The 23,830-nt window shown below is 48.9% G+C and carries 23 protein-coding genes, 1 tRNA gene and 1 other RNA gene; 2 read left to right on the forward strand and 23 right to left on the reverse strand.

Annotated features, from left to right (window positions below; translation table 11 throughout):
* Positions 1 to 14: 14 nt before the first annotated feature.
* The 21 genes from KNP03_RS03165 to KNP03_RS03265 form a co-directional block, all read right to left on the reverse strand.
* Positions 15 to 1,154: an ImmA/IrrE family metallo-endopeptidase gene (locus tag KNP03_RS03165; RefSeq protein WP_214825161.1), complete on the reverse strand. Its 1,140-nt coding sequence runs from the start codon at positions 1,152 to 1,154 to the stop codon at positions 15 to 17.
* A 379-nt stretch (positions 1,155 to 1,533) separates the two neighbouring features.
* Positions 1,534 to 2,172 (reverse strand): hypothetical protein, encoded by a 639-nt coding sequence (locus KNP03_RS03170; RefSeq protein WP_214825165.1) that lies wholly within the window; start codon positions 2,170 to 2,172, stop codon positions 1,534 to 1,536.
* 688 nt (positions 2,173 to 2,860) lie between these two features.
* Positions 2,861 to 3,463 carry a hypothetical protein gene (locus KNP03_RS03175; protein WP_214825167.1) on the reverse strand — a complete coding sequence of 201 codons (603 nt, stop codon included), beginning with the start codon at positions 3,461 to 3,463 and terminating at the stop codon, positions 2,861 to 2,863.
* A 175-nt stretch (positions 3,464 to 3,638) separates the two neighbouring features.
* Positions 3,639 to 3,782 carry an alcohol dehydrogenase gene (locus tag KNP03_RS03180; RefSeq protein WP_214825171.1) on the reverse strand — a complete coding sequence of 48 codons (144 nt, stop codon included), beginning with the start codon at positions 3,780 to 3,782 and terminating at the stop codon, positions 3,639 to 3,641.
* Positions 3,783 to 3,901: 119 nt separating this feature from the next.
* Positions 3,902 to 4,257, reverse strand: a transfer-messenger RNA (tmRNA) gene (gene ssrA, locus KNP03_RS03185).
* 49 nt (positions 4,258 to 4,306) lie between these two features.
* Entirely contained in the window at positions 4,307 to 4,777 is a 471-nt protein-coding gene (gene smpB, locus KNP03_RS03190; RefSeq protein ID WP_012726899.1) for an SsrA-binding protein SmpB, read from the reverse strand.
* A 54-nt stretch (positions 4,778 to 4,831) separates the two neighbouring features.
* A complete protein-coding gene (gene rnr, locus KNP03_RS03195) occupies positions 4,832 to 7,237 on the reverse strand; it encodes a ribonuclease R (RefSeq protein WP_214825174.1) in 2,406 nt (801 codons plus the stop codon).
* A 15-nt stretch (positions 7,238 to 7,252) separates the two neighbouring features.
* Complete coding sequence (locus KNP03_RS03200; RefSeq protein WP_214825177.1) at positions 7,253 to 7,993, reverse strand: alpha/beta hydrolase; 741 nt, start codon at positions 7,991 to 7,993, stop codon at positions 7,253 to 7,255.
* 100 nt (positions 7,994 to 8,093) lie between these two features.
* On the reverse strand, positions 8,094 to 8,318 hold the full coding sequence (gene secG / locus KNP03_RS03205; RefSeq protein WP_214825180.1) for a preprotein translocase subunit SecG: 225 nt from the start codon (positions 8,316 to 8,318) through the stop codon (positions 8,094 to 8,096).
* A 73-nt stretch (positions 8,319 to 8,391) separates the two neighbouring features.
* A complete protein-coding gene (locus KNP03_RS03210; RefSeq protein WP_214825194.1) occupies positions 8,392 to 9,279 on the reverse strand; it encodes a YitT family protein in 888 nt (295 codons plus the stop codon).
* 48 nt (positions 9,280 to 9,327) lie between these two features.
* A complete protein-coding gene (locus tag KNP03_RS03215; RefSeq protein ID WP_214825197.1) occupies positions 9,328 to 10,668 on the reverse strand; it encodes a glycosyltransferase in 1,341 nt (446 codons plus the stop codon).
* Positions 10,665 to 11,873 (reverse strand): glycosyltransferase family 4 protein, encoded by a 1,209-nt coding sequence (locus KNP03_RS03220; RefSeq protein WP_240544464.1) that lies wholly within the window; start codon positions 11,871 to 11,873, stop codon positions 10,665 to 10,667. The genes KNP03_RS03215 and KNP03_RS03220 overlap by 4 nt, the downstream gene beginning before the upstream one ends.
* A gap of 24 nt (positions 11,874 to 11,897) precedes the next feature.
* Complete coding sequence (galU, locus tag KNP03_RS03225) at positions 11,898 to 12,776, reverse strand: UTP--glucose-1-phosphate uridylyltransferase GalU (RefSeq protein WP_214825201.1); 879 nt, start codon at positions 12,774 to 12,776, stop codon at positions 11,898 to 11,900.
* Between the two features lie 321 nt (positions 12,777 to 13,097).
* On the reverse strand, positions 13,098 to 14,390 hold the full coding sequence (gene eno / locus KNP03_RS03230) for a phosphopyruvate hydratase (protein ID WP_214825203.1): 1,293 nt from the start codon (positions 14,388 to 14,390) through the stop codon (positions 13,098 to 13,100).
* Positions 14,391 to 14,427: 37 nt separating this feature from the next.
* Entirely contained in the window at positions 14,428 to 15,966 is a 1,539-nt protein-coding gene (gene gpmI, locus KNP03_RS03235) for a 2,3-bisphosphoglycerate-independent phosphoglycerate mutase (RefSeq protein ID WP_214825205.1), read from the reverse strand.
* On the reverse strand, positions 15,967 to 16,719 hold the full coding sequence (tpiA, locus tag KNP03_RS03240; protein WP_214825207.1) for a triose-phosphate isomerase: 753 nt from the start codon (positions 16,717 to 16,719) through the stop codon (positions 15,967 to 15,969).
* An 18-nt stretch (positions 16,720 to 16,737) separates the two neighbouring features.
* Complete coding sequence (locus tag KNP03_RS03245) at positions 16,738 to 17,922, reverse strand: phosphoglycerate kinase (RefSeq protein WP_214825210.1); 1,185 nt, start codon at positions 17,920 to 17,922, stop codon at positions 16,738 to 16,740.
* Positions 17,923 to 18,019: 97 nt separating this feature from the next.
* Complete coding sequence (gap, locus tag KNP03_RS03250; RefSeq protein ID WP_214825213.1) at positions 18,020 to 19,027, reverse strand: type I glyceraldehyde-3-phosphate dehydrogenase; 1,008 nt, start codon at positions 19,025 to 19,027, stop codon at positions 18,020 to 18,022.
* Between the two features lie 58 nt (positions 19,028 to 19,085).
* Positions 19,086 to 20,114, reverse strand: a complete 1,029-nt coding sequence (locus tag KNP03_RS03255) for a sugar-binding transcriptional regulator (RefSeq protein ID WP_214825216.1) — start codon at positions 20,112 to 20,114, stop codon at positions 19,086 to 19,088.
* Between the two features lie 109 nt (positions 20,115 to 20,223).
* Positions 20,224 to 20,490 (reverse strand): glutaredoxin family protein, encoded by a 267-nt coding sequence (locus KNP03_RS03260; RefSeq protein WP_214826221.1) that lies wholly within the window; start codon positions 20,488 to 20,490, stop codon positions 20,224 to 20,226.
* Positions 20,487 to 21,632, reverse strand: coding sequence for an RNA polymerase factor sigma-54 (locus tag KNP03_RS03265; protein ID WP_214825219.1), 1,146 nt, complete (start codon positions 21,630 to 21,632; stop codon positions 20,487 to 20,489). Before KNP03_RS03265 ends, KNP03_RS03260 begins: the two co-directional genes overlap by 4 nt.
* A 117-nt stretch (positions 21,633 to 21,749) precedes the next feature.
* Between KNP03_RS03265 and KNP03_RS03270 the strand changes: the two genes are divergently transcribed.
* Together KNP03_RS03270 and clpP are read left to right on the forward strand one after the other, a co-directional pair.
* Positions 21,750 to 21,822, forward strand: a tRNA-Arg gene (locus KNP03_RS03270).
* A 151-nt stretch (positions 21,823 to 21,973) separates the two neighbouring features.
* The gene (gene clpP, locus KNP03_RS03275; protein ID WP_214825222.1) at positions 21,974 to 22,549 is read left to right on the forward strand and encodes an ATP-dependent Clp endopeptidase proteolytic subunit ClpP; all 576 of its coding nucleotides are present in this window, start codon (positions 21,974 to 21,976) and stop codon (positions 22,547 to 22,549) included.
* Between the two features lie 41 nt (positions 22,550 to 22,590).
* Here clpP and KNP03_RS03280 read toward each other — a convergent pair whose 3' ends face one another.
* Complete coding sequence (locus KNP03_RS03280; protein WP_214825224.1) at positions 22,591 to 23,286, reverse strand: MerR family transcriptional regulator; 696 nt, start codon at positions 23,284 to 23,286, stop codon at positions 22,591 to 22,593.
* A gap of 62 nt (positions 23,287 to 23,348) precedes the next feature.
* Positions 23,349 to 23,780, reverse strand: coding sequence for a hypothetical protein (locus tag KNP03_RS03285; RefSeq protein WP_214825227.1), 432 nt, complete (start codon positions 23,778 to 23,780; stop codon positions 23,349 to 23,351).
* Positions 23,781 to 23,830: the final 50 nt, after the last annotated feature.

Below are 23,830 nucleotides of genomic sequence, written 5' to 3' on the forward strand. Positions count from 1 at the left end.
TACACCACCACCCATCAATTATACATTTCTAGGAATTTTGATAATGTATTCCCTTTAAATCCTGTTAGTCTAGATGCATCTTTAAACAAAAGATTATTGTTTTCTAATTGATATTTAATCGCTTTTGGAAAAAGAGACTGTAGCCTACTCTTTTGCAAAGTATAAAACGTTGGACCTCCTGTATGCTTAGTTTCCAATTTTCCATTTAATTCATTAATATAATCATCATAAAAAATTTTGAATTCCCTAAATTCAATCAAATTTAATTCAACTGCTCGACGTCCAATCACAATAGGACTTACTTTAAATTTATTCGCTAAAGTTTCATAAACTTTCCCATCACCTAAATGAGTATGCCAATCAGCAATGAACTCTCTATCAGGACATAAGAAAATAGCGGCCACACTATTACAAAATATTTCTTCATCATTTTTAGAATGGTATGGTCTTGGGTCAGCACTTATTAATCCAGATTCACCTATTATTAAATGAACCATTTCGTGGATTATAGTAAATATTTGTGCGGACTTACTATCTGCGCTATTAACAAAAATTAAAGGAGCAATTTTGTCCACTAAAACAAATCCTCGGAAAGTACTTACATCAAGTTTCTTATTACTTTTATTGACGCTATTAAACTGAATAATAATTCGATTTTCTTCTAAACGAGAAACTAATAAATTTATAGCCTCTTGATAGCTAGAACACTGTTCCTGCCAATTTGTCTCTAACTGTAATACATTTCTCAGAAGTGATATCACTTCACTTTTTTTTGCTTCTTCTGAATGAAGAATCCCAATAAAAGCTAATTCATTATAGCCGTTATCAATAAAATAATCCTTCATAAAATCTTGTCGAATCTTCATTGTGTCTATAATTTGTATCAAATCAGGACTTAAATTTTTATTTATTGAGTCATCTATTGTCCTAAAGTCCGGTAAATTTTTTTTTTCAATAGGAGGAGTTTTTAAAAATAAAAAACCTATTGGAGTTGAGGTAAAGTTCGCAAAACCTTCTAATTGCTTTAAAGTGGGTTTGATTGTTCCGTTTAGCCAGGAATCAAATTTATCAAATCTTTGGTTGATTAATTCCTCTTTACCTGATCTTTGAACTGCCCATTTCAAAACGTCAGGTTCAACATTTACTCTTGCCATACCATCACCTCCTAAGAAAAGTGTACAATCTTTTTTACTTACTAAATAAATTTCATGATATTAGTGAAAAAATTTAGTTTTTAAAAACAATAAAAAAGTCAGAACATTAACTAACCTAGCTGTAAAACTCTTAAAAAGAATGATTAGACTGCCATCATACCTTATTTAATTGGTTCTATCAGCCGATGTTTCCTTATATATATTTTTGAGTAATGATTTATCTTTACTCACTCTTCATAGTCGCTTAATGAGTTAACTTTTATGTATTGGAAGCTCTCGGACTATGAATAGATTGCTTCAACACCTTTAGTTAGCTCTTCATGAAATGATATTCATCTAATGGTTTCTCTTAAATAAGTTAAAATGAATTTCCCTCAACTTAATTGTTTTCGCTCATATTCGCATATTCTTGAATCTCCACTTCTAATTTAGAAAAATCCTCAGATCCATGATATTCGTGAAATAAAATATATGCTATTGCAATTTTATCTATAATATTATTAGGTTTATAGTTAACACTTTCGTCAAAGTTATACCTTATCAAAATATCATGATACTTTTTTTCTTCAGTGCTGATTTTCATATATTCTTCTATTAACTCATAAAAACATTCAATATAATCGATATATATTTTTTGAACAGATTCACAAACTTCTTTTGCATTCACTCCATCGTATGAGTTTAAAGTACTATTTAGTAATGCTGGATCTTTCCATGACACAGATACTATCACTCTTAATTTATTTAGAAGCAACCTCAGTTCTCTAGGTAAATAAAAAAGTATTTTATTTTTATTTTCTAAAATTAAACCGTCTAAATTTAATCGTTCAGCTTCATCGTCATCATGTAATCTACCTCTGTTCAAAATTACGTGTAGGTATGATGAAAAATACATTTGATGCTCAATTAAAGCTACATTAATATTTTCTAGTTTAGGTAAAACTCTTTCTCTTTTATAACTTTCGTATTCAATCTGGCTTGTATGAAGTCTATTTTCTGAATCTATTTTACTTTTCATTAACATTTCATCTTTTGTAATTTCAGCTTTCTTTTCAGATTTAACTATTTCAGTCTTAGCTTCAATATATTTTTCAAAAATAGGTTGAACAACAAACTTGAAAAGTACGATAATTATAGAAACCCAAATACCCCCATAACCTAATTGGGATAATAAGTCAGTTATTATTGAGTTAATAGTATTCTCTCCAATCTAATCAAAGATAATTTATTTATCGACCTTTGTAACATTCACTACTAAATAATTACTTAGTTATCCTACATACTCATTCCCACTTTGTTTTGAAATAGCTTTTATATCTGCGCCAGCTTTGTGTATTGCTATAAATTATAATTTATTTTAATTTTTACTTTATGAATAAGTGTTTTTAAACTTCTATATATTTGAAATACCTCTATATTATACAATTTATTCTCTTATTCCAAAAAAAAAATTAGATTTTTAAGGTAATCAAATTTTCTCACTTCTGTTGTACATTCAAGTAACGCCTTCATCAATACATATTTGTACGTAGTCGTGTGAGAAGCGTTCATCAGAAATTGTTGCGTAAAGCGCCATAAGTCAGATTCGGTTAAATACATATCTTTTGCCTCAGCGACACTTAAATCCCATCCCAACGGCTTCACCTCCATCTATTCGTTGCACTATTGATTATAACGAATACAGATAGGAAGTGGATCGCGGTGCTTCATACAGGGACGGAAAACTCTCTTTTGATTTGTTCGATATCAATCATTGTTTTTTCATGAACATACTGAACGAGCGCATCATACTGTTCGACCGTATTCAGTTTTTTAAATTTCTCTACATCCGCTTTAAAGCCTGCGAAATATTCACTTTGATATTCTGGATTGTTGAATAGTCTTAAATATTCCATATAGTCTTTGATTGTCATTTGACTCACAATGTGAGAGAGAATAGCTTCCCACTCTTTTATCCGCCCCTCATGAATCTGTTTTTTGATGACGATGTCTTGCGCTTGCTCCATTTTGATTTGTTGAATGCATTGCTCCACTTCTAGTCTATATTGGAACAACTCATCTCGATTTCGAGTGTCTAGCGTAGGAGTCACTTCGGTTAAATAGTACTGATACCGTTGCTTTCGCGGATGCTTGTTCTTGGCTTTTTTAGGGCTTTGATCGGGATCATCGGATTTATTAAATCGTTTTATTAAATTGATGGACCCTATAGCCCCAATGATTTCTTTGTTATGTTTTAATGCAAGTTTTCCTACAGTCGGACCATATTTTTTGACTCCATTCACAATAAGTTCCGTTGATTTTTTAGACATGAGGAATTCTCCTTTGGTATGTATATTTTCATGACGATTTTCAAAAAACAACTCGTAGTTTCTATTCAACAAAGCAATGCTCAATCCCTTGATTTCATTCAAAAACCTAATAACCGGTGTCCACTATCCATAAGAAAAGGATTAATGAGCAGTCACTCAATAATCCTTCGTCAGATCACTTCTTCTCTTTTTGCTTCTGCAAATACGCTTCACGAAGCTGGTTCAATCGTTCCTTCTTGTTCGAGACAGTCGGCTTTTTGCCGTCCTGGTATTTCGCCGCAGCTACCTTGCTTCTCGTGTCTAATTGATATTTCCCCATGCGTTTCACCTTCCTTTCTTTGTGGCTAACTCTCAAGCAAAAGCAAAGACCCTCTAATCTCAATGAAATTAGAAGGTCTTCATGAAAATCATTGATCGCAATCGTTACAGACTGCTTCAAAATGGAGACGGCGGGAGTCGAACCCGCGTCCGAAGGCATCGTAACGTATGCTTCTACGTGTGTAGTTTATCTATTGAATCTCGATGTGACACTGCCGATAAACAGGCGTTGTCGCATCCAGTCTGTTTCATCTCTTCTTCGCGCCCTCAGACGGCGAGGTTGAAGCGTAGCTTGCTTAGTTTGAGACCCTGAAAGTCATCCACACAAGCGATGGATGTCAGGATCCGCAGGGCACTTAGGCTGCTGCGAGTTGTGTGTTAGTTTTGCCAGTTATAGGCGTTTGCGTTTTAACGAGGCCGACCCCTCGACACGCCACATACGACCGACCTACCCCCGTCGAATCCATAACGTCCCCGGGGTGGTAATTGGTACTCTATTTAATATACCACAATTAGGATTCGTTGTCAGTATTTTTGCCGATCGCGCATCGCACGGTCGACGTCACGCTTCGCGTCTTTCTTCTTCAAGTCCTCTCGTTTGTCGTACTTCTTCTTCCCTTTTCCGACGCCGAGCAGGCACTTGGCGAACCCGTTCTTGATATACACTTTGAGCGGGATGATCGTGTAGCCGTCACGCCCTGATGCCCCGATGAGCTGATTGATTTGCTTCTTATGCAACAATAGCTTTCGGACGCGGAGTGGGTCGTGGTTGAAGCGGTTCCCCTGTTCGAACGGGCTGATATGACAGTTGTGAAGCGTCGCCTCGCCCCCGTCGAACCGGACGTACGCATCCGCGATGTTGATCTTCGATTGACGGACCGACTTGATTTCCGTCCCTGTGAGCACCATGCCCGCCTCAATCGTATCTTCGATCGCGTAATCGAAGGACGCCTTGCGGTTTTGGGCGAGTGCGTTCGAATCTTTCTTCTTGGCCATACACATTCAGTCCTTTATCTACAAGATACGGAGGAAGGGACGAGCCCTTCCCCGTCAGCGACGCTTCTTCGCACCTCGTTTGGCGTCGCCTTTTCGTTTATGCTTGTCTTTCTTCTTCAGGTCGAGTGCCGAACGGCCTTGGGAAGACTTCTCCCCGTCACGTTTCGGTTTCTCACCTGGTTTACCCGGCTTCCCAGGTCTTCCTGGTTTGCCGCGCTTCTTCTTGTCGTCCCGACCGCGACCGCCACGACGGTCTTTCTCGTCCTTCTTCGGACGACCGCCTTTTGCTTTAATCGTCGTCGGTTGGCGACGGCTTGACGGTTCCCGTTTCGGCATGCCGACGACCGTGAAGTCAATCGTCCGCTCGTCTAGATTGACGGCGTCGACTTTGACACGGACGGCGTCCCCGATCCGGAACTGACGTTTTGTCCGCTCCCCGAGCAGCATGAGCTGTGATTCGTCGAAGTGGTAATAGTCATCCATCGACTGAAGACGAACGAGCCCTTCAATCGTATTCGGAAGCTCGATGAACATCCCGAAGTTCGTGACGCCGGCGACGACACCATCGAACTCTTCACCGAGATGGGCTTCCATGTATTCGGCTTTCTTGAGCGCCTGTGTCTCGCGCTCTGCGTCGACCGAACGACGTTCCCGTTTCGATGCCTGTTCGGCAATCGCCCCGAGACGGTCCTCGTACTTCGCAATCGTCTTCTCCGATAAATCGTTGTTGAAGACGTACGTGCGCATGAGACGGTGCACGATCAAGTCCGGATAACGACGGATCGGTGACGTGAAGTGCGTATAGAAGTCCGTCGCGAGTCCGAAGTGACCGAGCGACACGTCGTCATATTTCGCCTGTTGCATCGAGCGAAGCATGATCGTGCTGATGACCGGCTCTTCCGGCTCCCCGTCGATCGCCTTCAAGATTTTTTGAAGCGTCTTCGGTTCGACCGTCTGTCCTTTGAAGCGTTCGATGTGAATGCCGAAGTTTGCGACGAAGTCGAAGAAGAAGTCGAGCTTGTCCGGTTTCGGATTGTCGTGGACACGATAGATGAACGGCACGTCCATCTTGTGGAAATGTTCGGCGACCGTCTCGTTGGCCGCGAGCATGAACTCCTCGATCAACTTCTCGGCGACCGAACGTGGACGAAGCACGATATCCGCCGGCTTCCCTTCCTCGTTGACGACGACTTTCGCCTCGGCGAAATCGAAGTTGATGGCACCGCGCGAGTTGCGTCGTTTCCGGAGGACTTCCGCGAGCTCGGCCATGAGGTCGAACTCACCGATGAACGGCTCGTACTTTTTCAACGTCTCCTCGTCATCGCGCTCGATGATCTCACGGACGTTCGTATACGTCATCCGCTCCGTCGTCTTGATGACACTCGGGAACAGGTCATGGCTGACGACCTTCCCGTTTTGCGGGGAGATCTCCATGACGCAGCTGAGCGTCAAGCGGTTGACGTGCGGGTTGAGGGAACAGATCCCGTTCGAGAGTCGGTGTGGCAGCATCGGAATGACGCGGTCGACGAGATACACACTCGTCCCGCGCTCGAGCGCCTCGACGTCAAGCGGCGAGCCCTCTTTCACGTAATGCGAAACGTCGGCGATATGGACACCGAGCTCGTAGTTGCCGTTATCGAGTTTTTTGACGTGGACGGCATCGTCCAAGTCTTTGGCGTCTTCGCCGTCGATCGTGAAGATTGTCTCGTCACGAAGGTCGACGCGGCCGATCAAGTCTTTCTCATCGACTTCGTCCGGCACGGCGTTCGCCTGAGCGATCACGTCCTCCGGGAACTCCGTCGGGATGCCGTGCTTGTAGACGATCGACAAGATGTCGACACCTGGGTCGTTCTTATGCCCGATGATGCGGACGACGTCACAGGCACCGGCGAAGCGTCCGTCCGGATACTTCGTGATGCGCACGACGACTTTATGTCCGTCGACGGCACCGAGTGACTTCTCCGGGTTGACGACCGGCCAGAAGTTGATGCGCTTGTCGTCCGGCTCGATGAAGGCGAACTGGTCGAGACGTCCGCTCGGGAGCGTATACGTCCCGACGAACTCGGAGAGCCCACGCTTCAACACCTTCAACAGAACCCCTTCGGTCTTGCCCCGGTTGTCCTCGCGTTTTTTGACGAGGATCGTGTCCCCGTGGTAAACGTCTTTCAATTGGTCGGCCGGTAAGAAGACGTCTTCTGTTTCCCCTTCGACCGATAGGAATCCGAACCCACGCTGGTGGATCGAGATGATTCCTGATACTTGGCCGAGTGAAGCGAGCGTCCCGTAACGGTTCGTCCGCGTCCGGCCGATGGCGCCCTCTTCTTCGAGGGCGTTCAATGTGCGGATGAGTTCTTTAAAATCATCCGTTGACTCGAGCTGTAAGCGCTCGGTCAGTTGGTCCACGCTCAGCGCTTTTTCGCTGGACTCGAGGACCTCTGTAATGCGGTCACGTAAATTCAACGTGACACCTCCTTTTTACACTGACCAGTGTAACGTTTCGAGAAAATCGAGCACGTCCTGGTGCAGTTTCTCTTTTTCTTTGTCGAGCGTGATCACATGCCCCGAGTTCTCATACATGAGCAACTCTTTTTGGAACGTGTTGACCGCCTCGTAAATTTGATCGGCTGATCGAATGTCGATCATGTCGTCTTTGGCGCCTTGGATGACGAGTGTCGGGACGAAGATGTCCTCGAGCTTCGACGCCGTGTCGCGGACGAAGGCACGGAGATCTTTGAGCGTCGGCATCGGCTTGAATTCCGCCATTTCCTGCTCGATCTGTTCCGGCGACTTCTCTTCTCTTCCCTTATATTCTCGGGCATATGCCTGGACTCCTTTATACAAGCGGTCCTCGGCATCGATTCCCGTCGGTGCGCACATCGGGATGACCGCCATCACGTCTTTCTCCTCGGCGAGACGGAGCGACATGACGCCGCCGAGCGAGAGTCCGCAGACGACGATTTCTTCATATCCTTTGTCTTTGAGCGACTGGTAGGCGTTCAAGACGTCCTCCCACCAATCTTTCGGTCCGTATTGAAGCAGTTCTTCCGGCGGGACGGCATGACCACGATAGATCGGTCCCATACAAGTATAGCCTTCTTTTTGAAGGAAACGACCGAGCATGCGGACATCCGCGCTCGATCCGGTAAAGCCATGCAACATCAACACGGCACGTGGTCCGCCCTCGAAGAAGAACGGTTTCGGTGCAGTCACTTTCATTTCCTACGTCAACTCCTCGTATCTACATTATTCCCAAAAAATAATCCAAAAAAACAAAAGCTGACCGCCTCACGTAAAATCGAGAACGATCAGCCTATCATTAGAATGATGCGACTAGTAATCCTAAAATGAAAAACAAAGTGCCTAGTACAGCTGCAGTCCGGTTCAAAACAGCATCGAAGCCGCGTGCTTTCTGGCGTCCGAACAACTGCTCCGCGCCACCTGCAATCGCTCCAAGACCTTGCGACCGACCTGACATGAGCAGTACGACGACAATCAATAAGACAGCCACGACGAGTAGGCTGATTGTAGCGATCGTTTGCATAGTAGTCAGTTCCTCCTTCTATTTACACGCTTATTATTATATAGAAGTTATCAATAAAACACCAGCATTCAAATTATCGGGACGGATAGCTGAACCCTTCCCCGATGACTTCTTTCACCTGGTGGATGACGACGAAGGCACGGTCGTCCGTCACTTGGACGATTTTTTTGAGCGGACCGATTTGACGCTTGTCGACGATCATATACAGCATGTTCTTATCCTGCTTCGTATAATAGCCGTGACCGTGGATGATCGTGGCCGAACGTCCGAGCGTCTCCGTCAAGACGACGGCAAGCTCTTCCTGTTTGTCGCTGATGATCGTGACGGCCTTCCGGATGTTGAGACCCTCGGCGACGAGGTCGATGACCCATGAGCCGATGATGATGGCGATGAGCGTATAGAGGACGACCTGCTCCCCGAGGAAGAAACCGGATGTCCCGACGACGATGGCATCGATGATGAACATCGAGACAGCGACGCTCAAGTGGAGATACCGCTCCATGAGGCGGGCGATGATGACCCCGCCGCCGGTCGTCCCGCCGACACGGAGCACCATGCCGATCCCGACACCGATCAAGATCCCAGCATAAACGGCCGCGAGCAGTTTGTCCTCGGTCGGGCTGCCCCAGTTGTGTGTCAGGCTGAGGAAGAATGATGTCGAGACGACCGCAACCACCGAATAGACCATCGTCCTGCGGTCGAGTAGCTTATAGCCGACGATGAAGAGCAGTCCGTTCCCGATGATCGACGTGACCCCGAGGTCCCATCCGAACAAGTAGTACAAAATGATGGTGACCCCGAGCAGGCCGCCTTCCGAGAAATCATTCGGTACGGTGAAGTAGTTCACCCCGAACGACAGGATGAACGAGCCCCCGATGATCCACATGATGTCCTTCAATGAAATCGATTGTAACTTGCGCCACACTTGCTGGCGCAACAGGTGTTGCTGTTGACGTTTCATCATACTTCCTCCCTTCACAGAAAAAAGACCGCGGCCAAAGCCGCAGTCTTATGCTTGTACTGGCTTTGGCGCACCGTCTTTCATAATCGGCAACTTCCGCTCCGCGGCATCCGCGTAGACGTTCAAGAGTGCCTCTTTTTCCAAATCCCAGTTATATTTCTCACGCGCGGTCTTCGTGTTCTCTTTGACACGCGCATAGAGTGCTTGATCTTCAATCATTCGGTTGACGCCGTCTGCGATCGACTTCGGATCGTGCGAGTCGACGAGCACCCCGACGTCATTTCCGGCGACGACGCGCTCGATTTCAGGGAAATCGCATGAGACGACCGGCACTTCGGCCATCAAATATTCGAACAGCTTGTTCGAAGAGGCCGAATAGTGGTTGAAACAGACGTTGTTCAACACTTGGAAGCCGAGATAGGCGTTCATCGTATAGTACGGTAACGCCTCGACCGGTACTTTGTCAATCATCTTGACACGGTCGCCGACGCCTTCCGTCTCGATCAACTGTTGAATCGTCGGTTTGAGTTTCCCGTCCCCGATCATGACGAGCGTCCCTTCTTTAAAGTCTTTTGCCGCGAGCACGAGCTGCTCTAAGCCGCGTCCCGCCTGGATCCCGCCCTGGTACAAGAGGATCTTCTCGTCTTTTGGCAAGTCGAGGAGCGCATGCAAGTCCTTACGGAGCGAGAAGTCGAGCGGACGATAGAACGGGTAGTTGTGGAGCACGTACGGGTAGAATCCGTACAACTCTTCGTTATGGGCCGCACGCGTGTGGTTCTCGACCATCATTGTATCGACGAACGGCAAGAGCCAGCCCTCGAGGTTACTTTGAATATAGCCGTAACCGGTACGGTCCGTCTGTACCTCGTGCGAATCATAGACGATCCGGCCTTTGTTGAACACTTTCCCTGCGAGGAGTGCCTGCGGGAGCGTGTTCAAGTCGTTCGCGTGGTAGAAATCATACGATTTCTTCGTCGAAGCGAACACCATCTCGAGCATCGCGCTCGCATTGACGATCTGCTTACGGACCTGTGGCAACAAGACGGTACCGACGGCTGCCCCAATCGCGAGCATCGCAATCGGTGCGAGCAGGAACAAACCCGCACCGGCAAGACCGGCACCGATTTGACGCGTGCGCTTCTCGTTCACCCATTGGTACGACTTCTTCGCGAACTTGAGCGCGTTGACAAGAATCGACGGCTGACGTTTCACGCGGATGACGCGGAAGCCTTCCGGACGCATCTCTTCTTTCGGAAGTGATTTGTTTTTCGGGTCCTGGAGCGCGATCAAATCGACTTCATACCCTGCCTCGGCGAGTGCCGAGCATTCGCGAAGGACGCGCGCATCATTCGTAAAATGGTTCCATACAAACATACATACTGACTTCATCGTGTTTCCTCCATCACTAACTGTTGTACGACGTGGTCGAGCACGTCGATATTCTCTTCCCAACACAAGTTTTCTTTCACATAACGGATTCCGTTCGCGCCGAGCGATTCACGCAAGTCCGGTCGTTCAAGCAACTTCCGGAGCATCCGCTCGATTTCCTCGATGTCGCGTTTTTGCGAGACGAATCCGACTTCCGCCGCTTCGATGACGTCCGCCGCATGGCCTGACACCGCCGCGACGATTGGTTTTCCGACCGCCATATAGTCGATGAGCTTCCCAGGAATGACCGTATCGAACACTTCCTGTTCGATCAGACTGACGAACGCGACGTCCGCATTCTTGATCGCCTGAAACGCCTCCGTCCGTGGCATCGCCTCTAAGAATAAGAAGTTTTGGAAGCCGCGGTCCTTGATTGTCTGTTTCAAGGCGTCCTTCCGGTAGCCGTAGCCGATCAGTTTGAAATGGACGCGCGGCTCGTCACGGAATCGCTCTGCAAGTTCGAGTAAGAGCGACACGTCTTGAGCAAGTCCCATATTCCCGGCGTACAAGATTTCCATCCGGTCGTCCGGCGGGATCGTCCGCTCGAGCTCCCGCTCCTCTTTTCGAATCGAGTTCGGCATATAGTGAATCTTTTCGTTCGGCACCCCGCGCTGACGCAGGTAGCTCCGGAAACCTTCCGAGTTGATGATGATCTCATCGGCCGCCCGGTACAATCGTTTCTCGAACCAAAACGCCGGCGCGAGCACCCAGTCGTGCTTGAACACACCGACCCCTTTCACCGACTCCGGCCAGAGGTCGCGGACGTCCAGGATGAACGGGACCTTATATTTTCGTTTCGCATAGACACCGACGAACGCCATAAAAAAAGACGGGGTCGTCGCAAACACGACGTCTGGCTTCAATTCGAGTCGGCGGACCGCCCCGACTCCCCGTACCATCTGTTCGAGAAACAGGAACAGCCGGCTGACCATGTTCGACGTATGCTTCCGCTTCTTCGTGATGAGTCGTTTGATGAACGGTTGGTCGTTCAGCTCATCATCATTCCAGAAGCGGTCGTCCTGATACATATCAAAGCTCGGGTACGAAGGGGCGGCCGTGATGACCTCGACTTCATACCCGCGCTGTCTCATCAAGTGCGTGATGTTTTGCATCCGGTTGCCGGCACTGCCGATCTCCGGATAATAGTTTTGACACACCATAAGCATTGTTTTCAAAAGAAACACACCTTACTATTGATCAAGTTCGTCCACGAAGCGTTTCAACAACGCGTGGACGTCATCTTTTAAAGCTGGATCGCTGAGCGCATGGGCGATGACCGTTTCGACATACCCGATCGGTTCACCGACGTCGTAGCGACGTCCGTCGAACTCATAGGCGTAAACCGTCTGTTGTTCGTTCAAGCGCGCGATCGCATCCGTCAATTGAATCTCCCCGCTGTCGTCCGCCACCTGGTCCGATAACGCCTTGAAGACGTCCGGCTCCAAAATGTAGCGCCCGAGAATCGCAAAGTTCGATGGGGCCTCCTCGACCGGCGGCTTTTCAATGAAAGTCCGGACCGGGATGAGCCTCCCGTCGACGGCAAGCGGGTCAATTATACCATATCGCTTGGTCATTTCATACGGGACGCGCTGCACCCCGATGATGGAGCGGTGGTATTGTTCGTATTGGTCCATCAACTGACGGGTCGCCGGAACGTCCGCCTCCACGATGTCATCCCCGAGTAAGACGGCGAACGGCTCGTCCCCGATAAACTTGCGGGCACACCATATCGCATGACCGAGGCCTTTCGGCTCCTGCTGGCGTATGTAGTGAATGTTCGCCAAGTTCGTCGAATGACGCACCGCCTCAAGAAGCGCCGTCTTCCCTCTCGCCTCGAGATTTTGTTCGAGGCCGAGCGCGCGGTCGAAGTGGTCCTCGATCGCCCGTTTGTTCTTCCCGGTGACGATGATGATGTCTTCAATCCCCGAGGCGACCGCCTCTTCCACGATGAATTGGATGGCCGGCTTGTTGACGATCGGGAGCATCTCTTTTGGCATCGCCTTCGTCGCAGGAAGGAAGCGGGTGCCAAGACCGGCGGCTGGGATGATGGCTTTTCGTACACGTGTCATAAGCATGGCCCCTTTACTCAGTATGTAGAGAGTATACCCAATGTCGGGCGATTCATACACGAAAAAGTCGTGACGTCACCGTCACGACCAATCGTCATCCTTATCCTCTCTAGAGTGATAAGCGTACAGGATCCCAAGTCCAATGAATGCGAGCAGCAAAATCAGACCGAGCATCATCATCGCAATCGCCCCCTATGGAATTCTCTACTATCCCTATTCCCAAATAATAGAGTTTGCATGCCTGTTTATTCGTCCGAAGGCTTCCATCTCTAAAGTCCAAAAAAACAGGCCCACCGTAACGGTGAGCCTGAAAATAATCAATTATTTTTTGAGGTTGTAGAACGACTTGATGCCGTCGTATTTCGCTACATCGCCGAGCATGTCTTCGATGCGGAGAAGTTGGTTGTACTTCGCGATACGGTCTGTACGTGAAAGTGAACCAGTTTTGATTTGTCCAGCGTTTGTCGCAACCGCGATGTCAGCGATTGTTGCGTCTTCTGTTTCACCAGAACGGTGTGAGACAACTGCTGTGTAACCAGCTTTTTTAGCCATTTCGATCGCGTCGAATGTTTCTGTGAGCGTACCGATTTGGTTAACTTTGATGAGGATCGAGTTTGCGATTCCTTTTTCGATCCCTTCAGCGAGTTTCGCTGTGTTCGTTACGAAGAGGTCATCCCCAACGAGTTGAACTTTGTTACCGATTTTCTCAGTGAGAAGTTTGTGGCCATCCCAGTCGTTTTCGTCGCAACCGTCTTCGATTGAGAGGATTGGGTATTTGTCAACGAGCTCAGCGTAGAAGTCTACAAGCTCAGCAGTTGAGAGTGACTTGCCTTCGCCAGCGAGTTCGTATTTACCAGTTGCTTTGTCGTAGAACTCAGAAGATGCAACGTCCATTGCGAGGTAGACGTCTTCACCTGGTTTGTAACCAGCTTTTTCGATCGCTTCAAGGATAACAGTGATCGCTTCTTCGTTAGACTTCAAGTTTGGTGCGAAACCACCTTCGTCACCAACAGCTGTGTTAAGACCCATACCAGAAAGAACTGATTTGAGGGCGTGGAATACTTCAGCACCCATACGGAGCGCTTCACGGAATGTTGGCGCGCCAACAGGCATGATCATGAACTCTTGGAAGTCCACGTTGTTGTCCGCGTGCGAACCACCGTTGATGATGTTCATCATTGGTGTTGGAAGTGTCTTCGCGTTGAATCCACCGAGGTAAGTGTAAAGTGGGAGACCGAGCTCATCTGCTGCTGCGTGAGCGGCTGCCATTGACACACCGAGGATTGCGTTCGCACCAAGCTTCGCTTTGTTTGGCGTACCATCGAGTTCGATCATTTTCGCATCGATTGCGTTTTGGTCGAATACATCGTAGCCGATGAGTTCTGGTGCGATCGTGTCGTTCACGTTCGCAACTGCTTTCAAGACACCTTTACCGAGGTAACGTGACTTGTCGCCATCGCGAAGCTCAACTGCTTCGTGCTCACCTGTTGATGCGCCTGATGGGACGAGGGCACGGCCGAAACCGCCGTCTTCTGTGAAGACTTCTACTTCTACTGATGGGTTACCACGTGAGTCTAAAATCTCGCGTGCATAAATTTCTGTAATCATTGACATATTGATTCGCTCCTTTTCGTATGAAAACTAATTTAGGTTACTTCGTAACGATTGATGAACCAGTCATTTCAGTCGGCTGGTCTGCTCCGAGAAGGTCGAGAAGCGTCGGGGCGAGGTCGCAAAGTGCGCCTTCTAATTTCGGCTTCAATTCGAGTCCTTCCTGTGTGACGATACACGGAACAGGTTCCGTTGTGTGCGCCGTCATCGGTGAGCCGTCCGGGTTCGTGACGATGTCTGCGTTCCCGTGGTCAGCCGTGATGATCGCTGCGCCGCCTTTAGCAAGGAGTGCGTCCACTACTTTACCGAGGCACTCGTCGACCGCTTCGACCGCTTTTTTCGTCGGTTCGAGCTTACCTGAGTGTCCAACCATATCCGGGTTCGCGAAGTTGATGATGTACGCGTCGTACTCATCCGACTCAATACGCTCAAGCAATCCGTCCGTGAGCTCGTACGCGCTCATTTCAGGTTGAAGGTCGTAAGTCGCGACTTTCGGTGAAGGGATGAGGAGACGATCCTCGCCTTCAAATGGTTTTTCTTTTTGTCCGTTCAAGAAGAACGTGACGTGTGGGTATTTCTCTGTTTCTGCAGCGCGGAGCTGTTTATATCCTTGCGCAGACAGTGTTTCCCCAAGTGTGTTTTTCAAATCTTCCGGTGGGAAGACGATATCCGTGTCGATGTCATCTGAGTACTTCGTCATCGAGACGAGGAGAAGGTTCTCAGGATGGTTTTCAGAGAGTGTGAAGCCTTCGAATCCAGCTTTCTCTTTGAACACTTTCGACAACTGGATCGCCCGGTCCGGACGGAAGTTGAAGAACATGATTGCGTCGTTGTCAGAGATCGTTGCGACCGGCTTGCCATCTTTTTCGATGACTGTCGGTAAGACGAACTCATCCGTCAAATCGTTCTCATACGACTTCTTGAGAACCTCGACTGGGTCCGTACCGACTTCGCCTTTTCCGTTTACAAGGACGTCGTATACTTTCTCGACGCGCTCCCAACGGTTGTCGCGGTCCATGGCATAGTAGCGGCCAGACACGCTAGCGACTTGACCGACACCGAGTTCAGCGAGCTTCTCTTCTGTTTCCTTGAGGAAACCAGCCCCTGACTTCGGATCACAGTCACGGCCGTCCGTGAACGCGTGAATGTACACTTTTTCAATGCCGTGGAGTTTCGCGAACTCAACGACGGCATACATGTGTTTGATGTGCGAGTGAATCCCGCCATCTGAGACGAGACCCATGATGTGGAGGCTCGAATCATACTTCTTCACATGTCCTGCCAAATGGTTCATCGCCTGACGGTCGAAGAACGAACGGTCTTGAATCGCGTTGTTGACGCGTGAGAGTGACTGATAGACGACCCGGCCGGCACCGATGTTCAAGTGACCGACTTCCGAGTTCCCCATCTGTCCTTCCGGAAGACCGACGTACTCGCCTTTTGCGTTTAAGAGCGTATGTGGATACTGCTCCCAGTAACGGTCGAAGTTCGGTTTGTCCGCAGCCATGACCGCGTTACCGTAAGATTCGTCCCGCATACCGAAACCATCTAAGATGATGAGGGCGACTGGTCTAGCCATTTAAATCGCCTCCAACAATTTAAGGAACGAAGCGGCTTCGAGTGAAGCACCGCCGACGAGTGCGCCGTCGATGTCTTCTTGCGCCATATACTCTTTAATGTTCTCAGGTTTTACTGATCCGCCGTATTGGATGCGTACTGCAGCCGCCACGTCTTCACCGTAAAGACCTTTCACCACGTCACGAACATATTTGCAAGAGCTTTGTGCGTCAGCTTCATCTGCTGATTTACCTGTACCGATTGCCCAAACTGGCTCATACGCGATGACGAGTTGTTTGACCTGGTCAGCAGAGAGGTCAGCGAGACCGCCTTCGACTTGTGTTTTGATGACTTCTTCGAACTTGCCGCCTTCGCGCTCCTCGAGTGTTTCACCGACACAAACGATTGGCGTAAGACCGTGTTCGAACGCTTTTTTCGTTTTGCTGTTGATGAACGCATCGGATTCACCGAAGTATTCGCGGCGTTCTGAGTGACCGAGGATGACATACGTCACATCAAGGTCAGCGAGCATCACTGGGCTGATTTCGCCAGTGTAGGCACCGCTATCTTTGTCGTACATGTTTTGTGCACCAAGCTTCAAGTTTGACCCTTTAGCAGCTTCTACCATTGGTGCGAGGAAAAGTGCCGGAGCACCGATCGCCGCGTCTACTTTATCAGTAGACGGGATGTTGTTTTTTACTTCGTCCACGAAAGCAACAGCTTCCGAGAGCGTTTTGTTCATTTTCCAGTTACCTGCAATAATCGGTTTACGCATCGATAACCCTCCTCTAGATTACTTGTCGTTGAGCGCCTCGACACCTGGAAGTTTTTTACCTTCCATAAATTCGAGTGACGCGCCACCACCAGTTGAGATGTGACTCATCTTGTCAGCAAGGCCGAACTTGGCTGCCGCAGCGGCTGAGTCGCCACCACCGATGATTGAGTATGCATCGCTGTCTGCAAGTGCTTGAGCGACACCTTTCGTTCCGTTCGCGTATTTATCGAGTTCGAATACGCCCATCGGTCCGTTCCAAACGACAAGTTTCGATTCGCGAATCGCATCCGCGTAAAGTTCGACTGTCTTCGGTCCGATATCAAGACCCATGTGATCCGCTGGGATCGAGTCGATATCGACTGGGCCGACATACGTTTCTTCGCCAAATTCTTTCGTGATGACACAGTCGACAGGCATCAAGAATTTCACGCCTTTGTCTTCTGCTTTCTTCATGAATTGACGAGCGAGGTCTAGCTTGTCCTCTTCAAGGAGTGACGTTCCGACTTCGTGCCCGAGTGCTTTCGAGAACGTGTACGAGAGTCCGCCACCGATGATGAGTGTGTCAACGATGTCAAGAAGGTGGTCGATGACCCCAATCTTGTCAGCAACTTTCGATCCACCGATGATCGCCGTGAATGGGCGGTCCGGGTTCGAAAGAGCTTTACCGAGTACTTCAAGTTCTTTCTCCATCAAAAGACCGGCAACGGCTGTATCGACGTACTGTGCGATCCCTTCAGTTGAAGCGTGCGCACGGTGCGCCGCGCCGAACGCGTCGTTGACGTAAACGTCAGCAAGTGCTGCGAATCCTTTCGCGAGTTCAGGGTCGTTTTTCGTTTCACCAGGGTAGAAACGAACGTTCTCTAAAACGACGACATCGCCTTCAGAGAGTTTAGCGACCGCTTCTTCAGCGACCGGACCGTATGCTTCTTCGACGAGCGGTACATCTTTACCGAGAAGCTCAGCGAGACGCTTCGCTACTGGTGCAAGAGAGAACTCCGATTTTTTCTCGCCTTTTGGACGCCCAAGGTGGCTCGCAAGGACGAGTTTCGCGCCACCGTCGATCAAGTGTTTGATCGTTGGAAGTGCTGCTTGGATCCGAGTTTCGTCTTGGATGACGCCATCTTTGAGTGGAACGTTGAAGTCAACGCGGCAAAAGACGCGTTTCCCTTTTACATCGATGTCACGAATAGACTGTTTGTTCATAACTTTCGCCTCCATATGTCGTGCATGTCATTTCATAAGTAGAGCGGAGAACAATCTCTTGTTTCCGCTCCTATTTGGTTCTATTTAGTTCACGAACTTACTTCGCGATGTTAGCGAAGTGTTTGAGTGTGCGAACCAATTGTGCAGTGTATGACATTTCGTTGTCGTACCAAGAAACTGTCTTAACGAGTTGCTTGTCGCCAACTGTCATTACTTTAGTTTGTGTCGCATCGAAGAGTGAACCGTAAGTGATTCCGACGATGTCAGAAGATACGATTTGGTCTTCAGTGTAACCGAATGATTCGTTCGCTGCTGCTTTCATAGCCGCGTTTACTTCGTCAACAGATACTTGTTTGTCGAGTACAGTTACGAGCTCAGTGAGTGAACCTGTAGCAACTGGTACACGTTGTGCAGCACCGTCAAGTTTACCTTGAAGTTCTGGGATTACGAGACCGATTGCTTTCGCAGCACCTGTTGTGTTCGGTACGATGTTCGCTGCTGCTGCACGCGCACGACGGAAGTCACCTTTCGGGTGTGGCGCGTCAAGCGTGTTTTGGTCACCAGTGTAAGCGTGGATCGTCGTCATGAGACCTTCAACGATTCCGAACTGGTCTTGAAGTACTTTAGCCATTGGTGCCAAGCAGTTTGTTGTACAAGAAGCACCTGAGATGACTGTTTCAGAACCATCGAGGATGTCGTGGTTTGTGTTGTAAACAACAGTCTTCATGTCACCTGTAGCAGGAGCCGAGATCACAACTTTCTTCGCGCCAGCTTTCAAGTGAAGCTCAGCTTTTTCTTTCGAAGTGAAGAATCCAGTACATTCGAGAACGATGTCTACTCCGAGGTCGCCCCATGGAAGTTCTTCAGGGTTGCGGTTAGCAAGTGTGATGACTTTCTCGCCGTTTACGAGGAAGTGATCGTCGTGTACTTCAACTTCTCCGTCGAAACGACCTTGTGTTGTGTCGTATTTGAGAAGGTGAGCAAGCATCTTCGTGTCTGTCAAATCGTTGATTGCGACAACTTCGATTCCTTCGTTTTTGATGATCTCGCGGAATGCCAAACGACCGATACGTCCAAATCCGTTAATACCAACTTTTACTGCCATGTTAATTTCCTCCTTAGGGTAGAAGCTATTTATTGAAGAGCCAACGGGGGTCAACTCTTTAATAACAAGTTAATAATTCTTTCGCCGCACCCTCATCTGTGACGAGGATGATGTTCGACGTATGTTTCGCATAAGCGGCGATTGCCTGTGCCTTTGATTTTCCTCCGGCGACTGCGATGACGACGTCCATGTCGTCGAGCTCCTCCAATTGGATCCCGACCGTCTTGACGCGATGAACGATTTCTCCGTCGGCGTTGAAATAGTAGCCAAACGCCTCGGCGACAGCGTCGTGTCGTTCAATCATCCGCAAATGCTCCGGTGATGCGTGACGGCGTTTTGCCATCGTTTCCGCCTCACCAATTCCATGTACCACAATTCGCGCCGCTCTAATCATTTCCAGCACATTTTTTATGCTAGGTTCCTCTACCATCCGTTCGAATGTTTCTTGTGACACCTCATCCGGAATATGTAGAAGGTGATAGTCAGCGTTGGCCCGGTCTGCCATTCGTGAACAGACGGTGTTCGCTTGCAGTTCAAGCGTCTCACCAAGACCTCCGCGTGCCGGCACAAAATGCATCGGGCGTTCTTTTTTGTCGGGCGACATCATTGCCGCGACCGAAGCCATCGTCGTCCCGCCCGTTACCGCGATGACATTGTCGTCCAGTGCCAGTCGCGCTTTCAGCTGCGTGACGGCTGCCCGGCCGATATCCCGCTGGACCCAGAATGTCTCATCTGAATCACCCGGTACGATGACGACTTGGCGAACACCAAGTTTTTGCTCGAGCTCTCTTGCCACTTCTGAGATGCCTAGGATTTCTCCCATGATCTCGTGCAAGTCCCGCAAAACGTTTCGACCTGACTCGGTAAGGGAAATTCCTTGAGTGGCGACCATGAGTAGACCTTGGTCTTTCAAGAAGTCGACCTCTCTCCGTAATACCCGTTCCGTCAGCCCGAGGCTCGTAGCCAATGTCCTGCGGCCAATCGGCTGCATCAAGCGGACATAGTGTAAGATATCGTAACGATGTCGGAGCGTATCGAGCAGGTCAGGGACGATTTGCTTCTGAACGTGAATCAGTTGCTGGATCATACTCAACCCACCTCGACTTTCATTGTGGACAACTTTTGTCCCACTTTTATTTTTGCGTCCCACCGCTACGACTTCATCTTATCAATCACCTTTCCGTCTGACAACCCCTTCAAACGTTTTTTTTCGATGTAAGCGTATACTTAACAAAATCTTCAACTTTGTTGTCATCATATCGCCCTTGACTGATGACCTGTCCTTCGTGTATAAGGACAGGGATTTCGAACAGGTAGGCCGCCTCAAGCGCCTCATCTCCCGTAATATCAATCTGTTCAAGCTCAATCGGATAGTCTTCCTGGAGCCACTCCAGCATAACAACCGCTTCATCGCAAAGGGAACAGTTTTCACGTTTATATAATGTTAACTTCACATTCTTCATCCTTTCCATAACTGGCGTTCACGCTCACGGGAGTTGCCAAACCCGAGTTCCTCCCGATAATTCGTCACCGTTCGCCGTGTCACGTTATATCCATACCGGGCGAGTTCGTGGGCAATCGCCTGATCGCTGAGCGGAGACGTCTCGTGTTGAAGGAGTTCCGCGATTTTTCGTTTAATCATGAACGGAGAATGTCCATGCACCGTGGAACGGACGAAAAAATGCCGCCATTCCATCATTCCGCCCTCTGTTTTGGCAATCTTTCCTTGCACCGCCCGACCGACCGTCGATTCATGCTTGCCGATGGCACGGGCGACTTCCCGTCGCGTAAGCGGATGAAGGATCAGTTCGCCGTTCATCCATTCGGCTTGCCGCTCCTCGATGACGCGCCAAATCGCCCGAAGGGTCTCGTTTCGCATCGAGAGGGAAGCAAGCCACCATTTCGCCTCGCTGTCCTGTCCGACTCTTGAGACATCGAGCTCCGGACTGAACCACGTCGTGACGCGCTTACCTTGAATCATTTGAACTTCAACCTCCGGAAATAAATGACTCGTTTCTTCATATAATATAGGACGTTTCGGAAGGGTCGCGACGATACGTTCCAGTCGCTTCAATTCTTCCTCCGAAATCCCGAGTTTTGCTGCAATCGTTTCGATGCCATGCGCCAATCCCTCGAAGACGTCGACGACGCGAGGGTCATCGTGTTCGATGGCATGGCGATATTGGCATTCTTTCTCTGTTCTCGACCCAATCCCCGTCGGTTCGAGAAACAACAGAGCCTGCCTCGCCTTTTCAATTTGATCGACATCGACCTGCAGACGGTTCGCCAGGCGTTCGTTCGATTCCGGCAGAAATCCCCGATGGTCGAGCAACATGATGAGCTGACGCTGGATACGTTTTTCTTCTTCCGACCCGCTGCCTTCCTGGATCTGTTCAAACAATCGATCCTCAAACCCGGCCGCCGCGTCCGCAATCCATTCCACGCTGCCGTTCCCCAAATGGACATGCGCATTATGTCTCGATAGACGGGCGAGTCGAAAGGACAGCGCGACCCGGTTCGCTTCAAGCACCGGAAGACGCTGAACGAGATCTTGCGTCATTTGCTGTTGTTGGACTTGTTTTTGTTCCTGATGTTGCCGTTGCATCATTCTCCCCCCTTCCCCTATTGTAACGAACTCGCGCCAAAGACGCTTAAAAAAGTCGAACGGACGGGATTGCTTTTTCAATAAAACAAATGTATAATAAATTCGTGTCAGTGACATGCACCCGTAGCTCAGGGGATAGAGCACTGGTTTCCGGTACCAGGTGTCGGGAGTTCGAATCTCTCCGGGTGTATCATTTAAGAGGTCAGGCGTTTGCCTGGCCTCTTTTGTCGTTTTAGACAATCGAATTTGTGGAATAGATGAAAAACGATGACTATCGTTTGACCAACATTGACTATACAGGTATGATGAACTTACAACCTACATAAAAGGAGGCAGATTCAATGTTAATTCCAACAGTTATCGAACAGACAGGCCGTGGGGAGCGCGCATACGATATCTACTCACGCTTGCTCAAAGACCGCATCATCCTTCTCGGAAGTGCGATTGACGACAACGTCGCCAACTCAATCGTTGCTCAGCTTCTCTTCCTTGCAGCCGAGGATCCAGATAAGGATATCTCGCTCTACATTAACAGCCCAGGTGGCTCGATCACAGCCGGAATGGCGATTTATGACACGATGAACTTCATCAAACCGAACGTGTCGACGATTTGTATCGGAATGGCCGCATCGATGGGTGCCTTCTTGCTCCAAGCTGGTGAAAAAGGGAAGCGTTTCGCTCTCCCGAACGCAGAGATCATGATTCACCAACCGCTCGGCGGCACACAAGGACAAGCATCGGACATCAAGATTCATGCAGAGCGGATCATCCGCATGCGTGAGAAATTGAACCAAATCATGGCGGACAACACAGGTCAGCCACTCGAAGTCATCGAGCGCGACACAGAGCGCGACTACTTCATGTCAGCAGACCAGGCTCAAGACTACGGTCTCATCGACAAAGTCATGACTCGCTAAACACACGAAAAGACGTTTCCCTTAATCGGGAAACGTCTTTTTTATTCAATCGGCATCCATACCTCAATCAACAGTTCAGCACCCTCCTGTCCATAGACATACCGTTCAAAATCGACCGCGTCACGTAACGTGATGTCCGGAATCGCCAACAGTTGCTCATACGTAGGCGCAATCATCGGAATCCCGCCTTCAACCGTCGCGACGATATAGTTTCCTTCCGTCAGTTCAACCAGGCGAGCATCTTCCCCTGACACCGGTTGTGTCATGCCGGCGACGTACCCCTCTTCTTGCGCCAAACAAACACCGTACGATACTTCCGTCGTCAGCTCCGGTTGCAGACGGGACCATACACGCGGAATATCGTCGAGTCGACTCCAGTAGCCATGCACCGGAATAGGCTCGGTTAATGTCTCATATCGAATGTTCATCTCTTTTCCCCCTGTCTGCATCAGACGGATGTGTGCCTCGATCTGCTGCAGTCTTGTCATCTCATGTTGAATCTCTTCCAGTCGACTTTCAAGGAGCGTCTCGATGGATTGTCCTGACTGGATCTGTTCCATGCTGAGCCCGATTTGGCGCAACTGTTTGATTTCACTCAATCGCCGGATCTCCTTCATCCCATACATGCGATACTGATTTTCTTGCCGCAAAGGGGAGATCAATCCCCGTTCCTCATAAAACTTGATGGCTTTGATTGAAAGACCTGTCACGTGCGATACTTTCCCGATTGGAATCACAGTTCCCCCACCTCCTCCTTTCACTGTACAGTCATCCCTTAGAGGCAGGTCAACCTATTTTTTCATTCTTTTACTTCGACGCCAAACACGTATCGGCTGTCACCTTTCTCCCATTTTCCGCCGGTTTCAAACAAATATACGCCCGCTTCATTCGGGACGACCTGCTCGGCAGGAACGAGCTCTCCGTTCTCAATCCGGTGGAAGGAGAAGCTTTTCGGCTCTTCATGAAACGTGATTTCAATGGGTTCTCCGGGTTTCACCGGGACGAGCTGCAAATCATCCGCTTCCGGCAACCCGTGATCTTCGCATACCCCATGCCCGTCAACTGCCCAACAAAATGTCGACTGCTTCACCTCAGCAGAGACCGATCCGACTTTAACGGTCGGGAGCGGCGGACTGACAGACTCTCCAGCTTCGGAGAAGGCGATATATAATCCTCCGACAATCACCAATAAAATAATAAGTACAATCCAAAACTTCATATTTTTTGTCATCGTCTCTCCCCCTCTCCCACCTTATTCCCGATTCTAATGAAAAATAAAAA

Origin of the sequence: Exiguobacterium algae (assembly GCF_018617875.1) — a bacterium.
Classification (GTDB): domain Bacteria; phylum Bacillota; class Bacilli; order Exiguobacteriales; family Exiguobacteriaceae; genus Exiguobacterium; species Exiguobacterium algae.

What these genes read in the sequence shown, in the direction of transcription:
- KNP03_RS03175 (WP_214825167.1), bottom strand. Translation starts at nt 3,463, where the DNA reads ATGTCTAAAAAATCAACGGAACTTATTGTGAATGGAGTCAAAAAATAT.
- KNP03_RS03265 (WP_214825219.1), bottom strand. Translation starts at nt 21,632, where the DNA reads ATGCAACGGCAACATCAGGAACAAAAACAAGTCCAACAACAGCAAATG.
- clpP (WP_214825222.1), top strand. Translation starts at nt 21,974, where the DNA reads ATGTTAATTCCAACAGTTATCGAACAGACAGGCCGTGGGGAGCGCGCA.
- gap (WP_214825213.1), bottom strand. Translation starts at nt 19,027, where the DNA reads ATGGCAGTAAAAGTTGGTATTAACGGATTTGGACGTATCGGTCGTTTG.
- KNP03_RS03180 (WP_214825171.1), bottom strand. Translation starts at nt 3,782, where the DNA reads ATGGGGAAATATCAATTAGACACGAGAAGCAAGGTAGCTGCGGCGAAA.
- secG (WP_214825180.1), bottom strand. Translation starts at nt 8,318, where the DNA reads ATGCAAACGATCGCTACAATCAGCCTACTCGTCGTGGCTGTCTTATTG.
- KNP03_RS03200 (WP_214825177.1), bottom strand. Translation starts at nt 7,993, where the DNA reads ATGAAAGTGACTGCACCGAAACCGTTCTTCTTCGAGGGCGGACCACGT.
- KNP03_RS03165 (WP_214825161.1), bottom strand. Translation starts at nt 1,154, where the DNA reads ATGGCAAGAGTAAATGTTGAACCTGACGTTTTGAAATGGGCAGTTCAA.
- KNP03_RS03220 (WP_240544464.1), bottom strand. Translation starts at nt 11,873, where the DNA reads ATGCTTATGGTGTGTCAAAACTATTATCCGGAGATCGGCAGTGCCGGC.
- smpB (WP_012726899.1), bottom strand. Translation starts at nt 4,777, where the DNA reads ATGGCCAAGAAGAAAGATTCGAACGCACTCGCCCAAAACCGCAAGGCG.
- KNP03_RS03210 (WP_214825194.1), bottom strand. Translation starts at nt 9,279, where the DNA reads ATGAAACGTCAACAGCAACACCTGTTGCGCCAGCAAGTGTGGCGCAAG.
- tpiA (WP_214825207.1), bottom strand. Translation starts at nt 16,719, where the DNA reads ATGCGTAAACCGATTATTGCAGGTAACTGGAAAATGAACAAAACGCTC.
- KNP03_RS03285 (WP_214825227.1), bottom strand. Translation starts at nt 23,780, where the DNA reads ATGACAAAAAATATGAAGTTTTGGATTGTACTTATTATTTTATTGGTG.
- KNP03_RS03215 (WP_214825197.1), bottom strand. Translation starts at nt 10,668, where the DNA reads ATGAAGTCAGTATGTATGTTTGTATGGAACCATTTTACGAATGATGCG.
- eno (WP_214825203.1), bottom strand. Translation starts at nt 14,390, where the DNA reads ATGTCAATGATTACAGAAATTTATGCACGCGAGATTTTAGACTCACGT.
- KNP03_RS03255 (WP_214825216.1), bottom strand. Translation starts at nt 20,114, where the DNA reads ATGATCCAGCAACTGATTCACGTTCAGAAGCAAATCGTCCCTGACCTG.
- KNP03_RS03170 (WP_214825165.1), bottom strand. Translation starts at nt 2,172, where the DNA reads ATGAAAAGTAAAATAGATTCAGAAAATAGACTTCATACAAGCCAGATT.
- KNP03_RS03260 (WP_214826221.1), bottom strand. Translation starts at nt 20,490, where the DNA reads ATGAAGAATGTGAAGTTAACATTATATAAACGTGAAAACTGTTCCCTT.
- galU (WP_214825201.1), bottom strand. Translation starts at nt 12,776, where the DNA reads ATGACACGTGTACGAAAAGCCATCATCCCAGCCGCCGGTCTTGGCACC.
- gpmI (WP_214825205.1), bottom strand. Translation starts at nt 15,966, where the DNA reads ATGGCTAGACCAGTCGCCCTCATCATCTTAGATGGTTTCGGTATGCGG.
- KNP03_RS03245 (WP_214825210.1), bottom strand. Translation starts at nt 17,922, where the DNA reads ATGAACAAACAGTCTATTCGTGACATCGATGTAAAAGGGAAACGCGTC.